We start from the raw sequence: 25,870 nt of genomic DNA, 5'->3' as shown, positions 1-25,870 counted from the left end.
AAATCTATGGTGCGGACTTCAGGATTTTTAACTGGAGCGCAGAGCCAGCCGACACCAGACGGACCACGTACACTCCCGCACGCAGGCCCGAGAGGTCGACAACGCGGGCAGAACTCGCAAGAACCCTGGTTCCGTCCATTCGCACGACATCCACACGAAACGAGCCTGCAACGCCGATTTCAAGACGGCGGTCAGCGGCGATGTAGCGCATTGCGGGGGCGCGCAAGGATTCTGCAATGGACACACTTGTCTCGCTGTCGCTTGACTGCGGTGTGACGCTAGAAGAACTGCTGCTAGACAGATCCTCGACCGTTGCCGAGGATGACGAGGCAAGAGAACTGCTGCTGGACAGATTCTCGACCGGTGCCGAGGATGACGAAGAAGCGAGAGTCGAGGATGACGAAGAAACCGGCACAACATTCCCGTTCCAGCCCTTGTACGCTACGAGCGCATCCTTGAGCGGTTGGTTCACATCAGAAGAAGCATCATCAACAGAATTTTCGAAAGTCCACTTGAAATCGCCGCCCTGCACTCGGCCCGCATACCGGACAACGTTGTCCCTAGCCGTTGCGGCATCGTCCGCCTTGTAGCTGTACATCACGGAATTGTCGGTATCGAAGTTGTTGTAGGTGTTTGCGCCGTCATACGACTTGACCGTAGAGGGAACCTTCGTGTCGCGGCTATCCACGACGTACGCATCGAAATCCTCGGAGGTATTGATTCCCTGGCTTGCCGCCGTCGTTTCCACTCCCTTTACCTTGTACGAAGTCGCGCCATACGGAACGAACGTGTAGGAACCTTCAAAATGGTTGCCGTAAGCCTTGATGGTTCCGCCCGCTTCCTTGCTGAAAGTGCCGTTGTTCGTCGGGTCGCGCTTGGTGCCGCTCGCATACACGTCAGTCCCCTGCATCGAAGTGAGCATCGGGTACTTGCAGTTACGGAAGTAGTTGTTTTCCATGAACACCGAGGAACCCAGCGTGGAACCCGCGCCGTATTTGGCATTGCCGTCGTAGTAGTTGTTGTACACGTGGGCGCTGTAGTAGCGCACGCGCGGGTGGCGGCTGTCGGAATGGTCGTACCAGTTGTGGTGATACGTGATGTAGTAGCCATCGTTCGTACCTTCCTTAAGCCCGAGCAGGTTCGACTTGCCGTTGTCCCAGAAATGGTTATAGCTGAACGTAATGTACGTGGAAAGTTTGCAGTCAAGCGCGCCATCGCCCTTCACCTGGTCCTTGTCGCTGCCCGCATCGCCGTAGAAGAAGTCGCAGTTGTGCACCCACACGTACTGGTTGTTCTGCTGCAGGCCAACGTTGTCGCCTTCATCGCTGTTCACGTTCATGATTCCGAGATTACGGACTTCCACGTTCTGCGCGTTCTTGACGCGAATTCCCCAGCCGTTCACCGTCGCGTCGGGACCGACACCCTCCACCGTTACGTAGGAGGTTTCAGACTTGCCGAGGTCAATCACCATGTCGCCCTGCACAAGCGAATCCGAATCCGTCACGTTGCCGACAAAGCGCAGGTCGAGCGGAGTCGTCTCGTAGCCCTTCTTGTAGCAGTTCAATATGCCCTGAAAACTCTTGCAAGTCGTCTTTGTACCCTTTGAACTTGTAGCCACGTCCATCGTCACGGTATTCTTGGTGCTTTCGGTAATGTAGAGCACCACGGCGCCATCCTTGAGCGTGCCATCGGCCTTGTACGCACCGGGAACGCGGCCATTGCTAAACGCGAAACCGCTGCGGTCGTGCGCCTTCACCGCAAGCGTCTTTGTAGAGGCAGAAGCGCCTTCCTTGCCGCCCTTCACGCCCACAATCTTGAGCGTGTAGTCGCCCGCCTTGAGCCCCGGAACGTCTACGCGCCAGGTAGAGCCGTACTTGCGGACAAGTTCCGCATCGACCTTAACATTGCTCTTGCCATTACCCGAGTAATACACGTTGTAACTGTCGGAGCCGTCCGACGCCCACTGGGCATAGGCAGATTCGAGCCAGCCACCGGCATCGCCGAGGGTCACCTGGGCACCCGCCACGGCCACCAAACCGAGGCAAGCGAGAACTGTCGTACAAGATTTCATAATCACATCCCTTTTTATTGTTCTCACTAAATATAATCACAATTCAAACAAAAAGCAACAATTTTTCTAAAATTTTTACAAAAACAATGTTTTTAAGAACAATTTGTTCTCAAAATTTACAAAATTGTTGTAAAACATAACATTTTTAATTTCATTATAATCCCCGCAAACCCCCTTCGTTAAGTTATCTTTGTTGTTGGAGAAAACATTTCGGACAAATTATGAGATTAAAACTGCACCTTTTCGCGTTAGCAACGATTGTCGCAGCCGCAATTGCGGAAAATCCGTCAGATACCGCAAATTTCAACGTTCTTCACGGAAACGCATACTACACCACAGCGAGAACGCCGGGCGAAGCGCCCTCCGTATTGAGGAACCTCTACACCCCATACCTCATGTACGGAAACAGCCTGGTATATCTCGCCCCATCGGACAACCAGGCCGTTGCCAGTTACGCATCTGGCGAGCACACGTCATTCTTCGCCTACCTGAACAGCCGTGCCATGCTCGGCATCGCCACTAAGTCATTCGGTTTTAGTTTTTCGCTCGATCTCGACGAAAAAGTGGAATTTTTTGACGAAAAGGACGCCTATCACAAGGACGAAAGGACTTCTGTCAGCGGTCATGGCAACGAATTTACCTTCCGCTTTTCGCTCCCCTTCCAGACCACCGACTTCCTGGCCACCCTGCGGTACAGCCAATACAACGATTCCCTCGCCAAGGTCGAGTACGCCGACAACGACGGCAAAATAAAGAAGGAATACCATAGCCACGACCACTATATTTCCGGGTCAGTCACCTTCACAAACAAGCCTTCCGCCAAGGACTTCTCCTGGAGCACCGGAGGAACCGCCGCCCGCAACATCGAAACCGTAAGGACCTACCTGAAAAGCACCATCGACCCCGATGACAACTACAAAGAAAAGCTCCGGGGGACCTCGAACTACATCTACACGTCCTTTTTCTACAACTTCGGCTACATCGTCCTGCAATCCGCAAACGCACGCGTCCACGTAGGCAACAACACTTCCGTAAACGCCTACATCTACGACCGCGTCAAGGACAATGATAACCGCCGCAAGGACTTCTACATACAGAGCAACCTCTACCTCACTCCCCACATCCTTGCAGAATATGCATTCAACGAAAACTGGATGATTTGGGGCGGTTCCTATTACACCTGGAGCAACTCCTTCAACCGCGAAGAATACCAGGAGGCATACGTAGTCGAAGACGAGGACAAGGACTTCACGGTAAAGAATTACCTTACGCAGATTACGACAAAGACAAACACTATCGGTTTGAGCACGGGCCTGCTTTTCAAGTACAAGCAACTGATACTTGAGGCGAGCATCCAGTCTGCGCTGTACCGCAACCCCTTTAGAGGTTTCGACGGAAGTTCCATGCTTATGGACTTCAGCGGGACCGTAACATTCTAGCCGGGAGGATAGCCATGAAAAAAGCAGTCATTCTCGTTATTAGCCTGGTTTTCGCCCTTGTAATCGCATGCTCCTCAGATTCCACCATCACGGGGCCGCACAACAGCAAGACCCCGCACGGTGACACGAGCCTCCGGAGCAGTTCCTCGAAAAAGAGTTCGTCGAGCAGCGCAGAAAGTTCGAGTTCTTCGGCAAAGTCTTCGAGCAGCAGTTACTCGAGTTCTTCCAGTTCAGACGAAGAAGAAAGTTCGTCGAGCACGGCATCCTCGAGTTCTGTCAGCAGTTCGAGCAGCATCGCCTCTTCAAGTTCCGTGAGCAGTTCGAGCAGCGCTCCGGAATCCAGCTCCTCCGAAGTTGCAGAAAGTTCCTCGAGCGATATCGCAGAATCTTCCAGCAGCGATGTTACGGAAAGTTCCTCGAGCGACTTCGCGGAATCCTCCAGCAGCGACGCTATCGAAAGTTCGTCCAGCGAAGAGGAATCCAGTTCTTCGTTCGAGATAGACAGCTCCTCGAGCGATACATTTGAATCGTCCCGCAGCGAGGATGCGGAAAGTTCTTCGAGCAGCGAAGATTTCGCAGAATCCTCCAGCAGTGAAGTTTAAAACAATAACAAAAGGAAAAACAATGGATATCAAACTGATTACCTTGACTGCGGCATTCGCCATCGCGAGCGCCATGGCCCAAGAAGGCGATACGGCACAGGTAGCACCGGAACAGAATCCCGCCCCTGCCGCCGAAGTTTCGACAAGCCAGACAACCGCAGCCCCCGCAAAGGCGGCTCCCGCTCCTGCCCCCGCAGCAAAGCCTGCACCTGCAGTGGACACGGCGACCACGGCCAAGGCGCCAGCAAAACCGCATGGCATCGCCTACAACAACGTGGGTAACCCTGCGGCAAGCCCCACCATCCGCGACAACCTCGACAAGCCCTACAAGATGGCAGGCATCAACCTCGTGTACATGGAACCCACGAGCGAATTCAGCGCGGTGGCATTCGGTTCGGGCAACACGAAGTTCATCTCCTTCGAGAACTACAACAACCTCGCCATGGCGACCTTCGGCCTTGCCAGCAGGAGCCTGGGTATTTCTCTTAGCTACGCGCTCGCCAAGGAACTCACCTTCACCGAGACGAAGGACCCCTACGAGAAGGAAGACGAAGACACCTACACCGTTGGCGCGAACGACATTCTGCGCCTGCGCTTGGCCCTCCCCCTCGGAGCCATCGACTTCAACGCATCCGCATTCTGGCTCACCTACCAGAACGAGACCTCGACCGATACCGAGCACAAGGATGCCGATAGCAAGTCGACCTCCGAAGTCGAATACGACTACTGGGATCTCGGCGCAACGGTCGCCATCAGTAACGACCCCTCCGCAAAGAACATCTTCTGGAATGCGGGAGTGAACTTCACCCGTCACGAGAATTCGTACTACCGTGAAACAAAGTCCGGTTCGTCTTCCACCAAGACCGAAACCACGGGCAAGGACGCGCACATCTACATCCAGCCCTCCTTCAACATCGGCGGCACGATTCTCCGTAACGAATTCGCCCGCGTGTTGCTCGGCGTGAACAGCCGCGCTCCCTTTATATTCTATGACGAATTCAAGGACGAGAGCAACCACAACAAGGACAGCTACTTCACGATGGGCGTGTACGCCACACCGAACATCTTTGCCGAACTCAAGCTCGGCAACTGCTGGCGCGTCTTTGGCGGTGCGAACTACACCTGGGCAGTGTTCTCCATGGAATCGGAAGAGTTCATTACCGACTACAACGACGAACTCGATATCGTGAAGAGCAACATCACCAGGATGTCTTCCCGTACCGGAGTCGCGACGGCTAGCCTCGGCGCCCGTTTCCAGTACGCAAGTTTCGCCGTGGAAGCCTCCATCGAGGACAACTTCTACTCCAACCCGTTCACCGGGTTTAGCGACACGAACAACGAATTCATCGCTAACTTCGGCGCATTCATCTACTTCTAGGCAGGAGGATAAATCATGAAAAAAGCGATTGCAACATTACTCGGCTCCATGGCGATAGCCGCACTCTCTGCCTGTTCCGCCGCAGACAACAGCACCATCACGAGCCCGCGCATGGGCACAACCATCGACAGCTACTGCCATTTCTACGAAAAGGTATCTGTTTCGGGTTCGTACACCACGTACTACTGCACCGACGATGGGGAAACGTACAAGTGTTCCGCCAGCGGCTGTGAGGAAGACTAAGAGAGTCGCCTACGGCTCACAAGAGTCCGCTCGCACATACACGAGTATAAGTGAAGAACGCGCCTGAAAGGGCGCGTTTTTTTATAGGTTTTCGAGTTCTACGTAGAGGTCGTACAGGCGCTGCACGCCGTTCTCGAGCCCATAATAGTGCTTTATGTAGGGCACGAGGAGCGCAAAGAACAGCACGTCCAGACAGAAAATCGGGATTTCGGGGAACGCCACGAAGAAGAACACCCCGCCCACACTCAAAAGCGCGAACAGAATCATCACGAACTCGTGTGCGAGCCGTTCATGCTGGAAAAAGGCGATGCGGGTCCGCACCGAAAGCAGTTCGGCATCGCTCACCGGGGAGCCTTCCTCAAGCCTTTTTTGCAGACTTTGCTCGTAATCCCGCAATTTTTTCAGCATATTCAACCCTTCCGTTACAAATTAAAGTAAAAAATAACGATTTTTTATGTACGTTCCAAAAATAGAATAGTATTTTTTGGGTATGGAGCCGCTACAGTACACATCGCTTGTCTCAATGTTCTTTGCAACATGTTCCCGCGACGACTTTGGCGGGTGGTACAAGCGCACCGACGGCCAGTGGCTCCATTATTCGCGCGATTTCTTGAGGGATAGCGCCATCTACCTTTCCATAGCGCTCAACAACCGCGGGCTAAAACCGCACGACAGCGTGAGCATTATCGCCCCGAGCTCTCCGGAATGGTTCATCGCGGATATCGCGACGCAAATCAACCACGCGCAGGTGGCCCCGCTATTCCCGAACATTTCTTCCGAGAATTTCACATTCCAGTGCGACGATTCGGGCGCACAGATTCTCTTCGTGAACACCATCGCCGAACTGGACGAACCCCTCCACAAGTTCCTGCCCCGGTTCAAGCTTATCATCTGCATCAATCCGGCATCGGAACTGCCCGAAAACGGCATTTACTGGAACAACCTTATCGACGAGGGCAAGGAACTCGCCGAAAGCAACCGCTACTTCAGCTGGGTCGATGACCAGATTCAGTCCATTCGCCCCGACGACCTCTTCAGCATCATCTACACGAGCGGTTCCCTGGGTTCCCCGAAAGGTGTTGACCTCTCGCAGCGCAACATGCTGGCACAAATCCAGAACCTGGTGGAACTCTTCCCGCTAAATAGCGAAGAAGACGTCTGCCTCACGATTTTGCCGGTCGCCCACATTCTCGAACGCATGGCGGTCTACTTCTACATGCTGAACGGCGTGCGCATCTACTTCGGCGACACACCGAAAAACGTGGCCACGATGCTCACCGAGGTCCACCCCACCGTGATGATTGTTGTGCCGCGCATACTGGAGCGCCTGTACGAAAGCATGACCATGATTGGCGACAAGGCGAAGGGATTCAAGCGTCTCGTTATCCAGAATGCGGTCAAGCTCGCAAAAATCAGCGAACCTGGGAAGGGCCGGTCCTTAATGCAGCGCATTTACGACAGGCTCGTGTACCGCAAGATGCGCGATGCCCTCGGTGGAAAGTTCAAGCTTATCGTGAGCGGAAGCTGCGCACTCAACAAGTCCATCCTCAGGTTCCTCCTGAACATCGGGCTCCCCGTGTACGAAGGCTACGGGATGACGGAATGTAGCCCGGTCGTTTCTGCGAACTGCCCGAAGGTCTCGAAGGCGGGCACCATCGGGAAACCCCTCTCGCAGCTCGAAGTAAAGATTGGAGACAACAGCGAAATCTGGGTGAAAGGCGACAGCGTGTTTGTCGGCTACCACAACGATCCCGTAACCAACAAGAGAGTCTTTACCGAGGACGGTTTCTTCAAGACTGGCGACCAAGGATTCTTTGACAGCGATGACTTCCTCAACTTCACGGGCCGCATCAAGGAACTCCTGAAAACGAGTACCGGCAAGTACGTGTGCCCGAGCCCCATCGAGCTCGAAATCAGCCGGCACCCCGTAATCGAGCAGGCGCTCGTGATTGCGAACAACCGCAAGTTCGCCTCCGCGGTCGTGTGGCTCAACCCCGAAGGCGCCCGCAGGCTCTTAAAATTCCAGAAAGAGGAATTCAGCGTAGAACGCGCAATGCAGTCGGAACGCGTGCGCGAGGCCATCAACAGGCACATTACCCGCGTCAACAAGAAGCTGAACCACTGGGAACAAATCCGCAAGTGGACCCTCGTCGGTGACGAACTCACCGTAGAATCCGGGCTACTTACACCCACGCTAAAGATACGCCGCAAAGTTGCCGAAGAGGTCTACTCTCAGCAAATCGAGGCTATGTATCTCTAGAACTTAGTCGACAGAAGGGAATTACTTCCCTACGGCCTTGAACTTGCCGGTCGGCGAAACTTCACCCGGAGGGAGAATCATCATGACCTTCTCCATGCGGGTGCCGTCCATCTTGAGCACGCGGAAGGTATAGCCCTTGAGCTTGACTTCTGCGCCCGGGGAGGGAATCACGCCAAGAGTCGCCTGGATAAGGCCCGAAAGCGTCTCGACATGCGAACCTTCGGGCGGGACAAGTTCCACGCCGAATTCGTCCTCGAGTTCCGAAAGCCTCATGAGCGGGTCGAGAATGTAGCGGCCATCCTTCAACTTCTGCACGTCGTCTTCTTCGTCCACGTCATCCTCGTCGCGGATTTCGCCGACGATTTCTTCCAGGATATCCTCGAGAGTCACGAGGCCCGCCGTTCCACCGTATTCGTCAATAACGATGGCCAGCTGGTTACCCGTCTTGCGCAGTTCGGTAAGCAGGTCGTCTATCTTCTTGTGGTAGGGCACGAACACCGGCGGCATCACAATCTTCATGATGTCGAACGGTTCTTCCCCATGCTCGGTGTACCACTCCAGGAAGTCGCGGTTCGAAAGGATACCCACGATGTTATCCATCGTGTCCTTGTACACGGGCAGGCGGGAATGGCGCTCGCTGTTCAGCACCTTCACCAAATCCTCGAGCGGCGTATCCACGTCGATAGCGCACATGTCCACGCGCGGGGTCATGATTTCGCGTACCGGAGTTTCCACGAAGTCGAAGATATTGAGGATCATCTGCTGTTCCTCTTTCTCGAGGCCTTCGTCTTCACCATCGGTCACGTCGGAGAGGTCCGCCTGGACCGCATCGCGCATTTCTTCGGGCAAGAAACTCAGCTTGGAATCGTACCCGAAGAGGTCGAGCAATTTCACGAACACCACGTGGCAGAACTTTGCCGCGGGCACAAACGGGAGCCTTACCAGCCTAAACAGCGGCACAAGAACGATAGACAACGTATCGGGCTTGAGACTCGCCAGCAAATACGGGATAAACACCGTAAGCACGTACAGCACGGCGCAGGCGATAATCAGGTACGCCGCCACCGAGATATAGGGGTACGTCTCGACCAGCGCGATGTTGGAATTGCCCAGCACGAAGAACCCGAGCACGCCCGCGCTCACGTTGCCAAAAATGCGCCCTATGGACACGCACTCGTTGAAGCCGTTCCATTTCACGATTTCTGCAATTTTTTCTTCGCGCTCGTTGCGTTCCTTGGGGTCACGCTTCGCGAAAATCAGGCTGAACGCGCACTTGGTCGCAGAGAACATTGCCGAGGTAAGGATGAACACGCAAAGGAATACGATGGCAAGTACTTCGGAATTATCCATTACTTACCTTCCTTGTACAGGTCAAGCCCGAGGAATTCGCATTCGCGCTTGCGCATTACCTTGCGGTCAGCGGCCTTGATGTGGTCGTAGCCCGAAAGATGCAACAGCCCGTGCACGAGCACGCGCTTGAGTTCGGCATAGAACGTGTTACCGTACTCCGGAGCCTGGCGCTTCACCTGGTCGCGGGCGATGTAGATTTCGCCCAGAAAGTCCTCTTCGTGCCATTCATACGAAAGCACGTCTGTTACCTTGTCCAGACCGCGATAATTCTTGTTCATCTCGCGGACAAATTCGTCTGTACAGAGGACCACGTTAACATTGTTTTCCGTGCCCTCCTCGTGCAAGAGCTTACGGGCAACGGATTCGAGCCGATCCTTCCACGGGAAAGACTCGATGTTTCCTTCACAAAGGAAATCTATCTTGTATTTCTTCTTTTTACTACTAGCAGGGTCTGCCATTAAATGTTGTACCACTTCTTTAAATTCTCGATAATGGCTTCGGCCTGGGCCTTGCCACTGATATTGAACTTGCTACGGGCCTTGAACGCCCCGCCGGCCTTCTGGTAACGGCGCAGGTACACCTTCGGTTCGCCAAATTCGCCCGTTTTAGCGTTTTTTTCCTGACAAAGGAACATCATGGTCTGCCAGGCGCCCTTGGTAAGGACGGCCTTGTCCAGTTCCTTGATGACCTGTTCGCCCGTTTCGGTATCGACCATTTCGACGGTGGGTTCTTCAGTTTCCATGCTCATGAGTAACCTCTTTAAAAAAACACAAAAATTCTTATACCAAAGATACAATTATTGTACGCAAAAGAACATTATTAAGATATATTTGTATCAGGTTTACATCTTGCAAGTGAGGCAATATGTCTTTTTCTGGAAAAATCAAGGCTTCCATGGTTCTGCTCCTGGCAGTTTCGTCGGTCGCCTTCGCCGCCAAGGGAACTTCCGGCAAGGTTATTGACAAACTAGGCGACGCCAAACTCCAAAAATCGACCAAGATAGGCGTCTGGGACGAAATAAACGTCGGAAACAGGGTCAGGGAAAAGGACCAGATTCGCACCGGGATAGAATCCCACGTGGCTATCACGCTTTCTGACGGTAGTTCCATCGTGGTCCAAGAAAACTCACTCGTAGAATTCACCACGCTCCAGGCCGAAGACGGCATCCAGACCGCCCTCACCGACATCAAGACCGGTAAAGTCAGATTTGACGCGCAAAAGCAGCACTCCGGCGGAAGCTTCAAGTTCAAGACCGCAACGGCGACTGCTGCCATCCGCGGTACGGACGGTTCCTTCGGAAAGACAATCAAGGACAAGGCAACATACCTTTCGCTCGGGCGAGGCAACGCAATCTTGCGCCACAACACCACTGGACAGGAATGCGAGGTCAACGGAGGCCAAACGGCAATATTCCGGGGAGAAAAGGGCAGCTGCCTGGTTCTCGACATAAAAAACTCGGGTAACAAGGAATTGGTAAACGCACTCGACACCCTGCTCGACAACGAGACCATCACCGAAGAAAAGCTCAAGGAAACCCTCGGCAAGCTTGACGCCGACCTCCAGGAGCGGATAAGCAAGGCCTTCGAATCCATCTCCTGCAAGTTCGAGCCGCTCGAAGACACCATCACCGTGAACAAGGTAAGCACCAAGGCCACCTGCCCTGAGGGAGTGCAACTGTCCATATCGGGAATGAATTTCAAAAGCAGCAACAATACGTACGATATCACGCTGGATTGGAAAGCTGACGCCAATGGCCCAAAGAAATTCAATGCGACCTGCACCGGCAGTCTAGAAGTTCCCTGCAAACAGCAAAAGGGAAAGAAAGGCAAGCAGCCCCTTTGCAAGAAAGACGTCTCCTTTGAATGCGGCACGCTTACCACATTCTACAAGAATTCCGCCGATACGGTCAAGGCCGACACAGCGAAAACGGATAGCGCTGCAGTCGATTCTTCCAGCGTAAAGAAATTCGCCGTTACGACCCCATCGCCGGTAACCGTCTGCGAACCCGGTTCCGTGACCATCGAAGGCACGTTTGACCAGACTGACCCCAAGGGAACCCTCTACGTAAAGATGGGCAAATACAAGTCCAGGAACCTCGTGCCCCTGAGCGCAAACGGTGAATTCGCACACACGATAAACATCAGCGACATGGCCGGCAACTGGAACGAAACGAAGGTAACGGTTGAATACAGCGGCGCAAGCGGAAACCACAAAGCGACAGTCCTCCTGAACGTAAACAAGACCTGCAAGCAGGTCAACATGAAGCGTCCGGCCCTCACCTTCGCAAGCGCAAGTCCCATCCGCTGCGATGCCAGGTTCGCGCTTGCCGAAGCGACAGACGACATCGTCATCGTTTCCAAGGAAATCGACGGCAACGCATATGGCGAGACAACGTACAGGCAGAATTCGAACCTCGCCATCAAGCTAACCCCGGGCATCCACAAGTACACACTCAAGGCGACCGACCAGGCAGGGAACTCCACACAAATTTCCAGAAAACTCGGATGCTTCCCGCCGCACTCTGCTACGATCGAAGTGGTTGGCGGTACTTACGAGTACGTCCCTGCGCCTCCCCCGCCGCCGAATACACCCGACGAAATCCGCAAAACAATGCGTTTCAGGTTGATTGGAGTGTTGCAGCAAGACCCCGCTCACATCAAGCACATCAGGGTTACGCACGAAAACAAGACACTCCTGGACCTGACCGGAGACCAGATTACCGAACTCGACTACGATGTGCCGGTAACGCTTTCCCGCGGAACTACTCCCTTTATCAAAATTTATGTCGAAATGATGAACGGCAAAAAGTATAACTCCGGCAAGACTTACAAGGTCAACTAATGAAGTACGCATACAAGACTCTCCTTTCGACCATCGCCCTCGGTTCGGCAGTAATCTTCGCACAGGCACCGGCAGCGACCGAGGCTACCGCGCAGGCCACACCTGCAGTACAAGCAGCGGCCCCTGCAACGGCGGAACAAGCTGCAGCCCCTGCAACGGCGGAACAAGCCGCGGCCCCTGCACAAGCCGCACCGGCCGCCGAGGCTTCGTCCGCGACTACCGCGCCGACGACTAACGCGCCGGCAGCTCCCGCAGCAGAAACCGCACCTGCAACAACCGCAGAAGCAGCCCCCGAAACCACCGCCAAGCCCGATTCTGTTGCCGCAGCCCCTGCAACCGCAGAACAGGCAACCGCTGCGACTGCAGAACAAACCGCAGCGACCGTGCCCGCCGATACGACACAAAAGGCCCCGGACAGCACCGTCGCCGCCGTAGCACCCGCAGATTCTGCAACAGGCGGATTCGTCGCCGACACGACAACTCCCCCGCCCACACTTCTTGAAGGTACCGAGATTGCCGGAGACATTCATGGGTTCTTGAAACTTGACAAGTCGCCCTACCTCGCGACCGACATGCTTATTGTACCCCCAAACATGAGCCTCGTCGTTGAACCGGGCGTAATCATCTACTTCAAGCCCGGCACCGGCCTGCAGGTGAACAAGGGCCAGTTAGTTATCGCCGGTTCCTCAGTTTCCCCGGTCACGTTCCGTTCGGCCTACGACCGCCCCAAGGCAGGCGACTGGCTCGGCGTAACCATCACGGGCGACCAGCGTGCAGAAATCCGCAACGTGCAGATTAGCGACGCGGCCGTCGGCATTGCCGTCGAAAACGGCTCGATGGACATGAAGGATGCAAAAATCGAGAACACTTCGGTTCGCGGCGTCTATGCACGCAACGCATCCATCGCGGTGAGCGACGTTGAATTCAGGAACAACCCTGTCGCATTGCAGGTTGCAAATTACGCAGACGCAATTATCGACCGAGCCACCTTCGAAAAGAACAAGGTCGCCATCATGAATTCCGAACTCGCCGAAGCGCACGTTTCTTCCTCCAAGATCGAGGATAACGAAGTCGGCTTGCTCAACATGGCGAACAGCCTCATCACGTTCAACAACACCGAAATCACGAAGAACGGGCAGGGCGTATCTTCTGCCGAAGTTCTCGCTCCCGAAATCATCGAGCGCGTCAAGGGCAATACGCTCGATCTCGACAACCAGGCCGAAGCAACAGTATCCACACTCCCGCCCGCACCCGAAATTCCGGGCATCGAGCAAAGGCCGCTCCGCGCTTCCGACAAGATTGGCGACATCGTGGCGCAAAGGCTTGAAGCCGAAACCAGGAGCGACTCCACGGTTGCCCGCTGGAGCGTTATCGGAAACGTAATGCTCGGAACCGGATACCACTTCGTGAACACGAGCAAGAACGACAGCGACGAAACAATCGAAATTGACACGGACACCATTGCGCCGGGCGATAAGTTCAGCAACAATTTCCAAGTTCCGGGCCTTGCCTCCCGCGCCAGTGTCTACATGTTTATGCAGTCTATTGATGGCAAAACAATTGAATTCAACACAGACCTCTCCATTGATTCGTGGAACAAGTTCTCCCCGAACCCAGTCTCCCTCACCTATACCGACTCATACAACAAGGTTACTCTAGGTGATTTCCAGCTTATGGGTGGAGATACTTACATGGCGGGCATTCCTGTTTTCGGTATTGACTATACGCTTTCGCTCCTCAGGAACAACGCCGACCAGCCCCTGTTCCAGCTAGGCGGGTTCTTCGGCGAAGCACAGCGCAGCCTTGTAGAAGGCGCCCGTCACCCCTACCTTTATAACGACTACATTGACGATGGCGAACTCCAGGCCCAGCGCCTCGCCTACGGAGGATTCGTCAAGTGGGCTCCGGTGCGCCGCTTTGACGCGAAGTTCGGAGCCATCTACGCAAACGACGAACTCAAGGACCCGCTGCTCCGCGACGGTGCCAGCGAAAAGTGGACAACGAGCGACCCGATGCAGGAATCGTTCACGCTCTACGCCGACGGTAACTGGCTATTCTTCCCGGGCGATATCGAACTTAACGGGCAAATCGCCGTCGGTCGCGCAGACACGCTCGACGTCACCCGCCAGCGCGCCATCAACAAGGTGTTCAGCGACGCGAGAATCACTCCGGTTTCGTACAGCACCATGCGCCAGCTGATGCAGAACCAGAACCGCATCAACTCGCTTTCCGATGCAGAACTCGCAAACATCTTCGGCGACAACACGACCCTCAGCAGGAGCGAAATGCGCGACTCCCTCCGTGCGCTTATCCGCGAAGCAAAGGAAGTGCAGAGAGACGAAGAAGACGACCGCGACGAAGACCGCGTACTCGGGCTCAACTGGGGCAGCCAGAACTTCGCCATTGGCGCATCGCTCAACTGGAACATCTACAAGACCAGCATCAATGGCCATATCAAGTACGTGGGCGAAGACTTCTACAGTGCAGGCTCCCCGAACCAGCTTTCGGACACGCGTGAATTCGGAGGCCGCATCGAGCAGGACATTCTCGGATTCTGGGATTTGGGAATTTCGTACCAGATTAACGTCGAGAACGCAGCCAAGGGCAACAAGACGAACATCTTCGGGCTTGGCGAAGGTACCCACTGGGGCCTGTTCCCCGACGAGGACTCCAAGTGGTTCGACGAGCACGAACTTGACAACGACCGCACCAAATACATCCAAAACGCAGGCATCGACAACACGTTCAAGATCAACAAGAATGTGGACGTGAGCGTGGGCTACAACTTCGAATACAAGACGCAGTACAGGCCATTCCAGTTGCACTACAACTATACGCTCACGGACGGCATTTACAAGGACGGCTGGTTCGACGCCCGCAAGGACCGCGACACCACGATGATTATCTACGAAGGCGACACCACCTACGTGGATGCCGAGCGCTGGAACGAATACGTGGCCCTAGCCAAGGAGCCGTTCCTTGCGACACGATTCCAGGAACGCCTCTTCAAGCACACCTGGAATCTGGGAACATCGATCCGCGCATACAATTCCGTGTTCAAAGTCGGAGGACAGTGGACATACCGTACCGACGGTTCCAAGTTCCACAGGGATAGCCTGATCAAGGACATGGATCTCGAAAACACTACATGGGACAAGCTGGGTTACTACTTCGGCGGCTCTGACTATTTTGAGCAGACCTACCCCATGTCGGTAACTACGACGCTTCCGATTCTCCAGAACAGGTTCTCGCTCACTCCGCGCTTCAAGAGCTACAACCGCGACGACATGAGCGAATTCGAAATCACCATCGAAGACGAATTCGAGATGCCGTTCAAGAACAACTTCTTTGTGCTCGGCGTGAACGCAGGCTTCCGCTACATGACAACCGACTGGGAAGAAGAAGACGAATCGTACGACGAGACCGAAACCGACATCCTCGGTGGAGTGAATCTGCGCGTGAACCACAACAAGCGCTTCTACACGGAATGGTATACCGGCACGGCGATTTACTTCCGCCCGGACAACCTGAGCAACGAATACAACGATATCTACCTAGGCGTGAACGCACACTTTGTATTCTAACGAGACCGTTCGCGCCTAGCCCAGGTTTTAAATTGCTCCGGCAAGCGCTCACTCTCACTCCAAAGGCCCGTTAACACGGGCCTTTTCCGTTCACGGGGTACTGCTAATTTCGAAATCACTTACCAGTTTTTTATTTTTGACACTGATGTTCACGTACCGCTACAGAGAATTGCCTGTCGCCCTCGAAAAGAAGGGCGAAGTACGCAGTGCGCTGGCGCGTGAACTTCGCCTGAACCCAGAACAGATTTTCAACCTGGAAGTGGAGCGGTTCGCGCTGGACAGCCGCCGCAAGGGGGCTCCACACTGGAGCTACAACGTAATTTTTGAAACGGAGCGCCCGCTGCGGGCTTCGGGCAATGCGGCCCGCGGGCTAATTGCGGCTTCACGGGAACGCGAAACTCTCGAAAGCGACCCGCTTACAGGCAGTGTTCCGATGGCAAGTCACGTGGATGTTATCGGGGCGGGCCCCGCAGGGCTGTGGGCAGCCCTCCACCTGCTGCGTCGCGGATTTACCGTAGACTTGTACGAGCAGGGCAAACCCGTAGAGGAGCGTTTCCGCGACATCCGCAGGTTCTTCGCCGAACGGAAATTCAACGAGCATTCCAACGTACTGTTCGGCGAAGGCGGGGCCGGCGCATTCAGTGACGGCAAGCTCAATACCCGCAGTCGCAATATTTTCTCGGAAACCGTCCTGCGCGACATGGTGGAATTCGGCGTGGATGAAAACGTCGTGACCTTCGCCAAACCGCATATCGGTACCGACAGGCTCGTGCTGATGCTGCGCCAGATTCGCGCAGAGATTGCACGGCTCGGCGGGAAGATACACTTCAATACCGCGCTTGAGGATGTGGAGATAAAGGACGGACGCGTTGTCGCAATAAAGATGCGCGATGTTGCGGGCTCATCACCGGCGTTAAACAGCGCAGCGGGTTCGACGCACGCGTTAAACAGCGCGCCGGCATTAAACAGCGCCGCCCGCTGGCAAAAGTGCGAGGCGCTGGTACTTGCCACGGGGCATTCCGCCCGCGGGATCTATGAACTCCTGGCAGCCCGCGGGGTTGCGCTCGAAAGCAAGGCGTTTGCGATGGGCGTGCGCGTAGAGCACCCGCAGGCGCTTATCAACCTGCGTCAGCTCGGGAAAGGCGTCGACACTCGCCTCACAGGAGCCGCAGAATACTTCCTCGCCACCCCGACGCTTAACAAGACGAGCAGTGCCTACAGTTTCTGCATGTGCCCGGGTGGCGTGCTGGTGCCCTGCGCATCGGAACCGGGAACGCTCGCCACCAACGGCATGAGCTACAGCCGCCGCAACGGCCACACCGCGAACGGCGCGATTGTCGTACCCGTGGAGGCGAGCGAAACAACCTTCGGTGGGCTCGATTTCCAGCGCAAGACAGAGCGTGATGCATTCGATGTCGGCGGCAAAGATTACGCTGCCCCCGCGCAGACCATCAAGGCCTTCCTCGCCCACCACGCAGACCGCAACCTGCCCAAGACAACTTACCCGTGCGGGCTTGTCGCCTGCAACATGTGGGACTGGCTCGACAAGAAAATCTGCAGTTCGCTTGCCGAAGGTTTCCAGAACTTTGACCGCAAGATTCCGGGATTTATTGAGCAGGGCCTGATTGTCGCGCCAGAAACACGCACGAGTTCACCGGTACGCATCACGCGCAACAACGACACGCTCGAAAGCATCAACACGCAGGGGCTATTCGTGCTCGGCGAAGGCGCGGGCTATTCCGGCGGAATCGTCACGAGCGCCGCAGACGGCGTAAGACTCGCCGTGCGTGCGAAGAAGTGCAAGTAAACCGAATAACACAATAAACGAAATTCGTGAACGGCAATCCCGCTAACAATTTGCTGTTGTTTGAATGTGTGAACGTGTGAATAGACTCTTGAAGCAAACACTTTAACAAACTTTACTTAAACTTTACGGCAGTCCCGTACACGATAATTTCTGACGACCCCGCCATGACAGATGACGTCGCAAACCGCACGTTCACGACAGCGTCACCACCGATACGGGACGCTTCCTCTATCATGCGCTGCATTGCAATGTTGCGGGCGTCGTTCAGCATCTCAGTATAACCGGCAATTTCGCCACCGATAATCGTCTTGAGGCCCGCAAAGATATCGCGCACCACGTTCTTGCTGAACACGACACTGCCCTTCACCACCTGGATAGTCTCGATTTCCTTACCCGTAATAAAATCTGTCGTTACAATCTGCATGTTCCATGCCTCCTTTTTGCACGAATATATAAAATTACTCCGGTGCAGAGTTTTTTTCAGGAGCGTCGCGCGACAAGACGTTCAATAAGCACGATAAGCAGCACATCGACCGCCACAAATATGGCAAGCCACATGGCGGTTCCACCCTGGAACCCGTAACTGTGCAGGCCAACCCCAAGCAAGTTCACGCCGAACCAGCAGAGGAACGTCACGATCACGTTGAAGCAGTTGAGCAAGGCAAATCCGTGCGTATCCACCAGGCGGCCAGCACGCAAATGAAGCAGGAGCATCGCCCACAGGATTACGAACAGCGCACCACATTCCTTCGGGTCGAACCCCCAGAAGCGACCCCATGCGAAATCGGCCCACACGCCGCCCAGGAGCGTACCAAGCATCGTGAATACCGCGCCAAAGACGAGCGTGCCATACAGGAGCGAATCGAGCGGGGTGCGCGGCGATTCACCCGAAGATACCGCGCAGTTCTCTTCTGAAGATGCATCCGAGCCAGCAAATTGCCCGCGGGAACGGAACAGCGCCATGTGCGCGACAACTCCCGAAAGAATCATGCCCGCAAATCCGAGCGCAATCGTGAACACGTGTATCGTGAGGAAAACCGAGGAATTCAATACGGCAGGAATCGGCCGGAAGGTATCGCCCGGTTCCAGCACGAATTTTGCGAAGAACAAAAGAAGAGCCGCCATGAACGTCACGGGAATCATGAGCGAGAACGTGCGGCGCTTACAGAATATAAATGCCCCGGCCTCAAAAGCCATCAGGAGCATCGCCACGAGCAACACAATTTCGTACAAACTAGAAAGCGGAACACGGACAGCAACATACGTGCGCAAGGCAAACAGAACCGCAAGTATACCTGCCGTCGCGATGCAGGCCAAATTTGCGGCAACATCCAACTTCCGCGACCTGAAAATTATATTCAACGAAGCAAGCAGGCAGGCGATAAACGCCAAGATAAAGGCAATCAACGCAAAATTCGCCTTGTGGTAAAACACTTCCGCCGCAAGCCGGTTTTCATCAACCGCCACCGACTCCGAAGAAGATTCCTCGACAATGGAAAACGCAGTTCCATTTTTCACCGCTTCATATTGCAGCACATTCGCATAAAGCCGCTTCATTTCGGATGTTGCCGGATGGCTGTCATCCCGGCTCGCATAGAGTTCCAGCAAATTCCGCGATGGCGCCAACTCCGCATAACTTACATAGCGAGAATCAGCCGGCAAACGCAAGGCTTCCAGCACATCGCTGCGCAAGACCTTGAACAGCGCAAGGTTGCTTGTTTTTTCTGGTAAATCCTTTATCCACCCAACAATGTTTACGGCAGGTTCCTTCCCATCGCAAAAATCATTTTTCCGGCACTTGTAAGTCACGCGCCCGCTCAAATCATCGAGGAACCCGCGGGCAAACGAATCGAACGGACGCACTACGCCATCCACAATCACCGGGGCGTCACGCCCCACCGAGAACCGTACCAAGGCATCACTCGGGATCTCATCCGCACGTGCATTCATCGGCATTGCGAACATCACAAGTGCCAGCAGCAGCACGATTTTTGCGCCCATACAAGCCGCCGACGTTTGCGCAACGCTCTTCCGCGCACTGCGCACCTTCACCACATAATGGAACACCGCTCCCAACAAGAACAGCACCATGAATGCGTACGGCACAAAGTGCAACGGGTCGTAATAAACCTTGTACATCGAGATGACCTTGTCCTTCGACATAGGCAGGTCACCCCGGAAATGCGCGTAGTAGGGCCAACCCGCGAGCAAAACGGATTCATCCAGATTCGCGGGCTCTGCGCCCAGGCTATCGTCTGCCGCATAGAACTTGAGCTTTTGCGCAGTTCCGCTAGAATCAGGGAGTTCCACCGAATTCAAAGAAAGCACTTCGAACCCGTTGTACTCCCGCTTGATTTCACTCCCGACAATGCCACCTGCGAGCAGCACGAGCAAAGCGACATGCATAAGCCAGAGTCCCGCATTTTTCCAACCGCGAGGCATCCGGAAAACCATGTTCGCGACAAGATTCACGCACGCAAGAATCGCAATACTCTTGAACGCAGGCAACGGCACCAAGCCCAGTGCCCATATAAAGTAACTGTCAAAGAAGCGGTCTACCGCTATCGATGCCGGATAACCCGCCGCCTCCGCATTCGCCTGCGCCAGGGTTCCCCAGAACGTGAGCACCAGGAACGCGACAAGCAAAACCACAGTCACCTTCAGCGAAGCCAACTTTTTCAAAAATTCTTTCGTTCTTCGTCTTTCCACTTTCGTCTAAACAGCCTCCACCCAAACGAACTTGCTTTCGTCGAGTTTCTGTTCGCCATCAAAACGATAAGCCACGAGCCGTCCATCGCCACGGTAACCCGCCACACTGTAGTCCAGGCAACACACGTTGTCGCGTATAAGCTTCGGGAGGCCCGTAAGCCAGTAGTGACCGAAGAACACGGGCCGTTCGTTCTCGCCGTAATAGCCATGCCCAAGGACTTCCACGGGCGCATCGCAGGCCGGCAGTTCCACTCCCGGCTGGAAGGCAAGTTCCCGCAGACTGCAGCCCTTCGGGTCAATCCACCATTTTACACGCGCCCGCTTGCGGAGCACATTTTCCCCATCGCGGAATGTAATCCCGTCGGGCAAGTTCATCTCGGGCCCCTTCAAGAAGTAGTTTATCGGGTCAAAGAGCGAATCATCATATTCGTTGAACTGGTCGTTCGCGCGGGCAATAAGTTCATCAAAGTTCCCGTCGGTAAAGCTGTGTATGCCCGCTGCATCTAGCGCACGTGCGGCACCCAAGTCAAAGCAGGCGTGCTGGGCCCGGAAGGCAGGCGTATCGATAAAGAACGGGAGCGTCTTCAAGAAGTCGAGCATGTCCTCGAATTCTGCACGGCGCCCGCGGTAGCTATCTACGGTCTTCGCGTGAATCGCCACCTTGTTGAAGCTGTGCTCGCGCAGGTAGCCCCCGGGAATGCAGTGAATCACGTGAGAGCCGCCGGCGCCGTTCAGTTGCCAGAAGCAGAGCGCATTGAATTCGTGGTTCCCCATCAGGGCGACCGCCGAACCTGCGTCGCGCATGGCACGCACCAGGTCAATCACTTCGCGCGACTGGCTCCCGCGATCAATGTAGTCGCCCAAAAACACGACAGAGCGCTCTCCACCCGGATAGCGGAACGCGCCCATGGATTCCTCGTAACCGAGTTTCGCGAGCAGGAGCCGCAACTCGGTGCAGTGCCCATGTATATCGCCGATAAAATCAACTGAGGAATTCATGACTGAAATATAATTTCTATTTGCCCGCCCGTCGGCATTTTTTATCTTTTTCGCATGTTCCACCCAATACGCCACTTTATCACCATCACAAAGCACAGGAACGAGGTCGTGCGCCTCTGCTTCAAGGCGGGAATCGGGTTCCAGGGACTCTTCCACGACCTTTCCAAGTACTCGCCTACGGAGTTCATTCCGGGAGCGCGCTACTACAGCGGCAAGGAATCCCCGAACAACGGGGAACGCCGCGATACGGGAATGAGCCTCGCATGGATGCACCACAAGGGCAGGAACAAGCACCACTTTGAATTCTGGTACGACTACGAACTAGCCACCAAGAAAATCGTGCCGATGGACATGCCCGACCGCTACATCAAGGAGATGTTCTGCGACCGCATCGCCGCATCGAAGACCTACAACAAGGCGGGCTACACGCAACGTTCCCCGCTCGAGTACCTCGAGAAAAGCACCGCCAGGGAAAAGATGACGGAAAACACCTACCGAAAGCTCCTGTACCTACTGCGTCTTCTTGCCGAAAAGGGCGAAAAGGAGACACTCCGGTTCGTGCGGCACTGCAAGGTTCTGCCTCTCGCCGAGATAGCCCCGAGCACGTCCCCGTAAAATCCTATATTTTTGATGTCGCGGATGGTCGCGACCATAACCCCGCGAAATACCAAAGGCGGGCAACCGAACGGAAAGGCCAATATGGAAATCGGAAAGATTAACCGCGCGCGCGTCGATGCAGTCATGCCCCAGGGATTCTACCTGGAACTCGAGACCGGAGGCCGCGTGCTCCTCCCCGGAAACAAGAACCAGTTTACGCTCGAAGAGGGCGAAATCATTGACGTCTTCGTCTATATGGATTCCGAAGACCGCCCCATTGCGACTCTCGACAAGCCGTTCGCGCAGGCGGGCGAATTTGCGGTACTTACCGTCAAGGACGTGAACCGCGTGGGCGCGTTCCTGGACTGGGGATTAAACAAGGACCTGTTCCTCCCCTACAAGCAGCAGTTAGGCGAGCTCGTGGAAGGCGACCGCTGCGTTGTCTACATTCTTGTGGACGAGAAGAGCGGAAGGCTTGTCGCCACCGAAAAAATCAAGACGTTTATCGACTACGACACCGAGGACCTGCACGTGGGCCAGCGCGTGGAACTTGCCGCCTACGAGGTGACCCGCGAATACGTCGACTTCCTGGTCGATTACCGCTACACGGGCAGGCTCATGCTTACCCCGGGAATGCAACGCATATACATCGGCGATACCATGCCCGGATTTATCCAGCGCATCACAAATGACGGAAAGATTACGCTGAACCTCACGCCCGTGGGCTACAAGGGCGTAATCAACAGCGACGCCCCGAGCGCTATTCTGAACAAACTAGCAGAAGCCGGCGGCTTTTTGCCCTACGGCGACCACACCGACCCCGAGACCATACGCCAAGAATTCGGCATCTCTAAAAAGACCTTCAAGAAGATTATCGGCGGGCTCTTCCGCGACGGAAAAATCGTCATCGCCGAAGACGGGATTCACTCCGTCTAGGGCAGGAACCGTTTTTACTACTCGCTTTTCGCGTTCACTTCGTCCGGGTTCACCACTCGGATTTCTATACGGCGGTTCGCCTTGCGGCCCGCTTCGGTAGCATTGTCTTCCTTGGGGCGGCTGGAGCCATAACCCACCGCTGTCACACGGTCTTTCGAGATGCCCTTGCTGATCATGTATTCCATGACGCTGTTCGCGCGGTCCTCGGAAAGTTTCTGGTTAAAGGAATCGCTCCCTTCGCTACTCGTGTGGCCTTCGATTTCGACCTTCGCCTTTGCATTGCGCTTGAGGCCAGCGATGGCGTTATCGAGCGTCTTGAGCGAGTTCGGGATAAGTTCGGCGCTGCCCACCTTGAAGTTCACGCCGGTAAGTTCCGCACGCGTATCGTCAAAGAGCACCGTCACGCCGCCCGTGCTTGCCGTCAGGGAAACATAAGGTGTCGTACCGCATTCAAACGGGCCCGTAAGGCTCTCGCAGAGCACCGTGTAGGAATCCTCGCGCGGAATCATGAAGGCGGCCTCGCCGTACATGTCGGTCACCACGGTAATCTTGTTCTTGGGCTTTTTCTGGCCCTGGAACACGAGTTTCTTCCTTGCCTGCGGAACATCGTCGTAATTCGTGTAGGTGACATTCAGAACTGCGTGCGTCTTGTTGGGAGCAAGTTCACCGGCAACAGAAAGGGCCGGAGCCATAAGACCAATTGCGGCACAGGCGCAGAGAGCAGCAGTCAAGCGGGAAAAAACGGGCATACACACCTCATCCATAATCAATAATCCGCGACAAAGATAAAAAAACGCGACAAATGGGGAAAGAGGGCATTTCCAAAACAGGTGTCAAATTCTATCTTTACGCGCGGAAACAATAAGGTGCCACGGGAACCACGTGGCCATCATAGGAGAAACGATGAAAAGCATCAAGATTGCGGCAGCACTCCTGACCATGGGGCTCGCCACCTCCGCATTCGCCATCGACGGCGAGTTCGGCCTCAAGGGCAACGTGCAGACCCAGGTCACCAAGTCCATCGCCGACGAAGACCACAACTTCAGCAGCGGCTGGATCCGCGCCAACGTGGGCGGCCAGTACAAGAGTGAAAACCTCGACGGGCTTATCATGCTGCGCATCTTCGCGCCGGAATTCGGCAACAAGATTGACGGCAAGAACTACGACAAGATTCTCGCCGACCTCTACTGGGTAAACTACAAGTGGAATCTGGGCGACAGCGACAAGCTCAACCTCAAGATTGGTCGCTGGAAGACAGACTGGTCGCAGTCCACCCACTTCGGTACCTACGTAGACAAGGACCTGACCAAGCGCGGGCTCTGGATGCGCGACTACAGCCACAACGCCCTTGAACTCGGCTGGAACCACGGGCTCAGCAACCTCACTGCCATGCTCGCCACGCAGGACGGCAACGCTAACCGCGGCTACCTGCGCGTAGAAGAAGACATGAAGTTCACCTTCCCGCTCGAAGTGAAGGTCGCCTACCGCGGAAACCTCATCGATGTCCTGCAGAACACCGCCTACGTGACTCACCGCGTGGCAGCCTATGCAAGCTACAACGTCCTCCCGATGTTCCGCGTCTACGGCGAATATGCCTGCGTGTACACCCAGGATGACGACCTGAACGAGGACGCTCCCAACTACATTGCTCCCGAAACCAAGTACTACCTGCCGGGCATCTACTTCCAGCCGTTCTACCTGGGTCTCGATTTCGCCCCGAAGACCGGCATCTTGAACACGCTCATGAGCAACCTCATGGTGGAATGGGAATACATCAACAAGCGCGACAACCTGTACGCCGTAACCGAGCACACCTACGACGACTGGGCATGGACTGTTGCATGGGTCAAGAAGATCGGATCTTCCAAGCTGCAGTTCAGCGTCTACAGCGAAAACGAGATGAGCAACGTGGGCCTCGCCTTCCGCCTCACCTCCACAATCAAGTAAAAATCAAACGGCTTCTGAAAGCGTAAACACATTTAATCCCCGTGCAAGCGGGGATTTTTTGTACCAGAAGCAGACCGACAAAATGAAAGCCCCGCATTGCTGCGGGGCCTTTCCTTTAAGTATCTCTTGGATTAGAACCAGTACTTGACAACAAGCTGGAGAGTCCACATCTTGGTTTCATCCTTGAACGTGGAACCATCGAGATCCGGCATTTCGGTATCATCCTTCTCGAGCTTGGTCATGTCCATGATGAAGCGGAGACCGATATCGAAGAGCTTGCCATCGAGATCAAGAGTTGCACCGCCACCAATCACGAGGGAGGCAAAGAACGTAGCGCATTCCCAGGAGCCCTTGGCATCGCTGTAAATCGTTTCGTCGGTGTAGCTATCAACGTAATCCACAGAGTGGTTCGCAACCAGCTTCAACGTGAACTGAGGACCGGCTTCGAAATAGATCTGGTGAGTCGGCATCACGCGGAGCAGAATCGGAAGTTCGATATCGAACATGAAGATGTCTTCGTTAACTTCAACGTAGGTATCGTACCAGTAGCTGTAGTAAGAATCCAGGTTACGGATAAAGCCCCTGATTCCGAAGTTGAATTCCGGAGACACGCTCAAGATATCCATGATGCGATAGTTGAACGCCATACCGAAGGCTACGCTGTAGCCGAGCCATTCATCGTACGGATTGGAATCCATTCCGTAAGCCTGGCGCCAGGTAGCATTGTCATACTGGTCCGGAGTGCTCCAGAAAGAACCATAACCGAGAGCAATGTGTGCGGCCATGTTGAACGGCCTGTCGAAGAATGCCGGCTTCGTACCTTCGTCGCGGCTTACCTTCTTGCCTTCGTCCATGTTCTTGTATTCAACATCAGATGCAGGCTTTTCTTCGGTAGTGGCCTTGTCGCCACTGTCCATATCGGTGTAGCCGTCATCGCTGCTGGTGGAGGCTTCGGTACCGTAGTCGTCACCGTAGTCGTAGTCGTCCTGTGCAAAAGCCATCGTGCTGACAAGGCTTGCCGCAGCGAGAGCGAGGAACATCTTTTTCATTGAGTCGTCTCCTTATGGATTGTTCTTTTAGTCCAAACTCAGAAATAATCTACCCCGA

Annotated in this window: 21 protein-coding genes; 11 read left to right on the top strand and 10 right to left on the bottom strand. The window is 54.7% G+C overall.

The genetic code is table 11. The features are described from left to right. Positions 1-4 precede the first annotated feature (4 nt). Positions 5-2,071 carry a polysaccharide lyase family 1 protein gene (locus tag CRO08_RS03770; protein WP_097035108.1) on the bottom strand — a complete coding sequence of 689 codons (2,067 nt, stop codon included), beginning with the start codon at positions 2,069-2,071 and terminating at the stop codon, positions 5-7. 221 nt (positions 2,072-2,292) lie between these two features. On the opposite strand from CRO08_RS03770, the gene CRO08_RS03765 reads away from it, so the two are divergent. Genes CRO08_RS03765 through CRO08_RS03750 form a run of 4 tightly spaced genes read left to right on the top strand, consistent with a single transcriptional unit; the run spans position 2,293 to position 5,733 of the window. Next, positions 2,293-3,510 (top strand): hypothetical protein, encoded by a 1,218-nt coding sequence (locus CRO08_RS03765; protein ID WP_097035107.1) that lies wholly within the window; start codon positions 2,293-2,295, stop codon positions 3,508-3,510. 14 nt (positions 3,511-3,524) lie between these two features. After that, the gene (locus tag CRO08_RS03760; RefSeq protein ID WP_097035106.1) at positions 3,525-4,112 is read left to right on the top strand and encodes a hypothetical protein; all 588 of its coding nucleotides are present in this window, start codon (positions 3,525-3,527) and stop codon (positions 4,110-4,112) included. A 22-nt stretch (positions 4,113-4,134) separates the two neighbouring features. Beyond that, entirely contained in the window at positions 4,135-5,490 is a 1,356-nt protein-coding gene (locus tag CRO08_RS03755; protein WP_097035105.1) for a hypothetical protein, read from the top strand. A 15-nt stretch (positions 5,491-5,505) separates the two neighbouring features. Next, the gene (locus CRO08_RS03750; protein WP_139258672.1) at positions 5,506-5,733 is read left to right on the top strand and encodes a hypothetical protein; all 228 of its coding nucleotides are present in this window, start codon (positions 5,506-5,508) and stop codon (positions 5,731-5,733) included. A gap of 81 nt (positions 5,734-5,814) precedes the next feature. On the opposite strand, the gene CRO08_RS03745 is transcribed toward CRO08_RS03750, so the two are convergent. Beyond that, positions 5,815-6,141 carry a hypothetical protein gene (locus tag CRO08_RS03745; RefSeq protein WP_097035104.1) on the bottom strand — a complete coding sequence of 109 codons (327 nt, stop codon included), beginning with the start codon at positions 6,139-6,141 and terminating at the stop codon, positions 5,815-5,817. An 82-nt stretch (positions 6,142-6,223) separates the two neighbouring features. Between CRO08_RS03745 and CRO08_RS03740 the strand changes: the two genes are divergently transcribed. After that, complete coding sequence (locus tag CRO08_RS03740) at positions 6,224-7,993, top strand: long-chain fatty acid--CoA ligase (RefSeq protein WP_255252230.1); 1,770 nt, start codon at positions 6,224-6,226, stop codon at positions 7,991-7,993. 21 nt (positions 7,994-8,014) lie between these two features. Here CRO08_RS03740 and CRO08_RS03735 read toward each other — a convergent pair whose 3' ends face one another. The 3 genes from CRO08_RS03735 to CRO08_RS03725 are packed head-to-tail and all read right to left on the bottom strand — an operon-like array spanning position 8,015 to position 10,091. Continuing rightward, complete coding sequence (locus CRO08_RS03735; protein ID WP_097035103.1) at positions 8,015-9,343, bottom strand: hemolysin family protein; 1,329 nt, start codon at positions 9,341-9,343, stop codon at positions 8,015-8,017. Then, entirely contained in the window at positions 9,343-9,801 is a 459-nt protein-coding gene (ybeY, locus tag CRO08_RS03730) for an rRNA maturation RNase YbeY (RefSeq protein ID WP_083579514.1), read from the bottom strand. The genes CRO08_RS03735 and ybeY overlap by 1 nt, the downstream gene beginning before the upstream one ends. Continuing rightward, entirely contained in the window at positions 9,801-10,091 is a 291-nt protein-coding gene (locus CRO08_RS03725) for a hypothetical protein (protein ID WP_073113764.1), read from the bottom strand. Before CRO08_RS03725 ends, ybeY begins: the two co-directional genes overlap by 1 nt. Positions 10,092-10,207: 116 nt before the next feature. On the opposite strand from CRO08_RS03725, the gene CRO08_RS03720 reads away from it, so the two are divergent. The 3 genes from CRO08_RS03720 to CRO08_RS03705 all read left to right on the top strand — a co-directional run bounded on the left by CRO08_RS03720 (position 10,208) and on the right by CRO08_RS03705 (position 17,575). Further along, positions 10,208-12,184 carry a FecR domain-containing protein gene (locus CRO08_RS03720; RefSeq protein WP_097035102.1) on the top strand — a complete coding sequence of 659 codons (1,977 nt, stop codon included), beginning with the start codon at positions 10,208-10,210 and terminating at the stop codon, positions 12,182-12,184. Continuing rightward, a complete protein-coding gene (locus CRO08_RS03710) occupies positions 12,184-15,768 on the top strand; it encodes a right-handed parallel beta-helix repeat-containing protein (RefSeq protein WP_141398222.1) in 3,585 nt (1,194 codons plus the stop codon). The genes CRO08_RS03720 and CRO08_RS03710 overlap by 1 nt, the downstream gene beginning before the upstream one ends. Positions 15,769-15,913: 145 nt before the next feature. Beyond that, positions 15,914-17,575 (top strand): NAD(P)/FAD-dependent oxidoreductase, encoded by a 1,662-nt coding sequence (locus tag CRO08_RS03705; protein ID WP_097035099.1) that lies wholly within the window; start codon positions 15,914-15,916, stop codon positions 17,573-17,575. Positions 17,576-17,687: 112 nt separating this feature from the next. Here the strand turns inward: CRO08_RS03705 and CRO08_RS03700 are convergent, their stop codons facing one another. From CRO08_RS03700 to CRO08_RS03690, 3 genes are read right to left on the bottom strand one after another with little or no spacing between them, the layout of a single operon-like run. After that, entirely contained in the window at positions 17,688-17,999 is a 312-nt protein-coding gene (locus tag CRO08_RS03700; RefSeq protein ID WP_097035098.1) for a YbjQ family protein, read from the bottom strand. 56 nt (positions 18,000-18,055) lie between these two features. Then, complete coding sequence (locus CRO08_RS03695; RefSeq protein ID WP_141398221.1) at positions 18,056-20,257, bottom strand: cytochrome c biogenesis protein; 2,202 nt, start codon at positions 20,255-20,257, stop codon at positions 18,056-18,058. Between the two features lie 33 nt (positions 20,258-20,290). Further along, the gene (locus CRO08_RS03690; RefSeq protein ID WP_097035096.1) at positions 20,291-21,283 is read right to left on the bottom strand and encodes a metallophosphoesterase; all 993 of its coding nucleotides are present in this window, start codon (positions 21,281-21,283) and stop codon (positions 20,291-20,293) included. A gap of 54 nt (positions 21,284-21,337) precedes the next feature. Here CRO08_RS03690 and CRO08_RS03685 point away from each other — a divergent pair, with 54 nt between their 5' ends. Both CRO08_RS03685 and CRO08_RS03680 read left to right on the top strand, forming a co-directional pair. Beyond that, positions 21,338-21,898, top strand: a complete 561-nt coding sequence (locus CRO08_RS03685) for a DUF5662 family protein (RefSeq protein ID WP_072809999.1) — start codon at positions 21,338-21,340, stop codon at positions 21,896-21,898. 84 nt (positions 21,899-21,982) lie between these two features. Beyond that, the gene (locus CRO08_RS03680) at positions 21,983-22,816 is read left to right on the top strand and encodes a S1 RNA-binding domain-containing protein (protein WP_097035715.1); all 834 of its coding nucleotides are present in this window, start codon (positions 21,983-21,985) and stop codon (positions 22,814-22,816) included. 17 nt (positions 22,817-22,833) lie between these two features. On the opposite strand, the gene CRO08_RS03675 is transcribed toward CRO08_RS03680, so the two are convergent. Continuing rightward, the gene (locus CRO08_RS03675) at positions 22,834-23,565 is read right to left on the bottom strand and encodes an OmpA family protein (protein ID WP_097035714.1); all 732 of its coding nucleotides are present in this window, start codon (positions 23,563-23,565) and stop codon (positions 22,834-22,836) included. A 154-nt stretch (positions 23,566-23,719) separates the two neighbouring features. On the opposite strand from CRO08_RS03675, the gene CRO08_RS03670 reads away from it, so the two are divergent. Beyond that, positions 23,720-24,763: a hypothetical protein gene (locus CRO08_RS03670; protein ID WP_097035713.1), complete on the top strand. Its 1,044-nt coding sequence runs from the start codon at positions 23,720-23,722 to the stop codon at positions 24,761-24,763. 131 nt (positions 24,764-24,894) lie between these two features. Here CRO08_RS03670 and CRO08_RS03665 read toward each other — a convergent pair whose 3' ends face one another. Continuing rightward, on the bottom strand, positions 24,895-25,812 hold the full coding sequence (locus CRO08_RS03665; RefSeq protein WP_097035095.1) for a porin family protein: 918 nt from the start codon (positions 25,810-25,812) through the stop codon (positions 24,895-24,897). Positions 25,813-25,870: the final 58 nt, after the last annotated feature.

The organism is Fibrobacter sp. UWT3 (assembly GCF_900230125.1).
In the GTDB taxonomy this organism is placed as follows: Bacteria; Fibrobacterota; Fibrobacteria; order Fibrobacterales; family Fibrobacteraceae; genus Fibrobacter.
This window is presented reverse-complemented; position numbering and strand designations above follow the sequence as displayed.

Bases quoted from the DNA above. Each gene is read 5' to 3' on its own strand.
- CRO08_RS03770 (WP_097035108.1), bottom strand. From the start codon at position 2,071: ATGAAATCTTGTACGACAGTTCTCGCTTGCCTCGGTTTGGTGGCCGTG.
- CRO08_RS03765 (WP_097035107.1), top strand. From the start codon at position 2,293: ATGAGATTAAAACTGCACCTTTTCGCGTTAGCAACGATTGTCGCAGCC.
- CRO08_RS03760 (WP_097035106.1), top strand. From the start codon at position 3,525: ATGAAAAAAGCAGTCATTCTCGTTATTAGCCTGGTTTTCGCCCTTGTA.
- CRO08_RS03755 (WP_097035105.1), top strand. From the start codon at position 4,135: ATGGATATCAAACTGATTACCTTGACTGCGGCATTCGCCATCGCGAGC.
- CRO08_RS03750 (WP_139258672.1), top strand. From the start codon at position 5,506: ATGAAAAAAGCGATTGCAACATTACTCGGCTCCATGGCGATAGCCGCA.
- CRO08_RS03745 (WP_097035104.1), bottom strand. From the start codon at position 6,141: ATGCTGAAAAAATTGCGGGATTACGAGCAAAGTCTGCAAAAAAGGCTT.
- CRO08_RS03740 (WP_255252230.1), top strand. From the start codon at position 6,224: ATGGAGCCGCTACAGTACACATCGCTTGTCTCAATGTTCTTTGCAACA.
- CRO08_RS03735 (WP_097035103.1), bottom strand. From the start codon at position 9,343: ATGGATAATTCCGAAGTACTTGCCATCGTATTCCTTTGCGTGTTCATC.
- ybeY (WP_083579514.1), bottom strand. From the start codon at position 9,801: ATGGCAGACCCTGCTAGTAGTAAAAAGAAGAAATACAAGATAGATTTC.
- CRO08_RS03725 (WP_073113764.1), bottom strand. From the start codon at position 10,091: ATGAGCATGGAAACTGAAGAACCCACCGTCGAAATGGTCGATACCGAA.
- CRO08_RS03720 (WP_097035102.1), top strand. From the start codon at position 10,208: ATGTCTTTTTCTGGAAAAATCAAGGCTTCCATGGTTCTGCTCCTGGCA.
- CRO08_RS03710 (WP_141398222.1), top strand. From the start codon at position 12,184: ATGAAGTACGCATACAAGACTCTCCTTTCGACCATCGCCCTCGGTTCG.
- CRO08_RS03705 (WP_097035099.1), top strand. From the start codon at position 15,914: ATGTTCACGTACCGCTACAGAGAATTGCCTGTCGCCCTCGAAAAGAAG.
- CRO08_RS03700 (WP_097035098.1), bottom strand. From the start codon at position 17,999: ATGCAGATTGTAACGACAGATTTTATTACGGGTAAGGAAATCGAGACT.
- CRO08_RS03690 (WP_097035096.1), bottom strand. From the start codon at position 21,283: ATGAATTCCTCAGTTGATTTTATCGGCGATATACATGGGCACTGCACC.
- CRO08_RS03685 (WP_072809999.1), top strand. From the start codon at position 21,338: ATGTTCCACCCAATACGCCACTTTATCACCATCACAAAGCACAGGAAC.
- CRO08_RS03680 (WP_097035715.1), top strand. From the start codon at position 21,983: ATGGAAATCGGAAAGATTAACCGCGCGCGCGTCGATGCAGTCATGCCC.
- CRO08_RS03675 (WP_097035714.1), bottom strand. From the start codon at position 23,565: ATGCCCGTTTTTTCCCGCTTGACTGCTGCTCTCTGCGCCTGTGCCGCA.
- CRO08_RS03670 (WP_097035713.1), top strand. From the start codon at position 23,720: ATGAAAAGCATCAAGATTGCGGCAGCACTCCTGACCATGGGGCTCGCC.
- CRO08_RS03665 (WP_097035095.1), bottom strand. From the start codon at position 25,812: ATGAAAAAGATGTTCCTCGCTCTCGCTGCGGCAAGCCTTGTCAGCACG.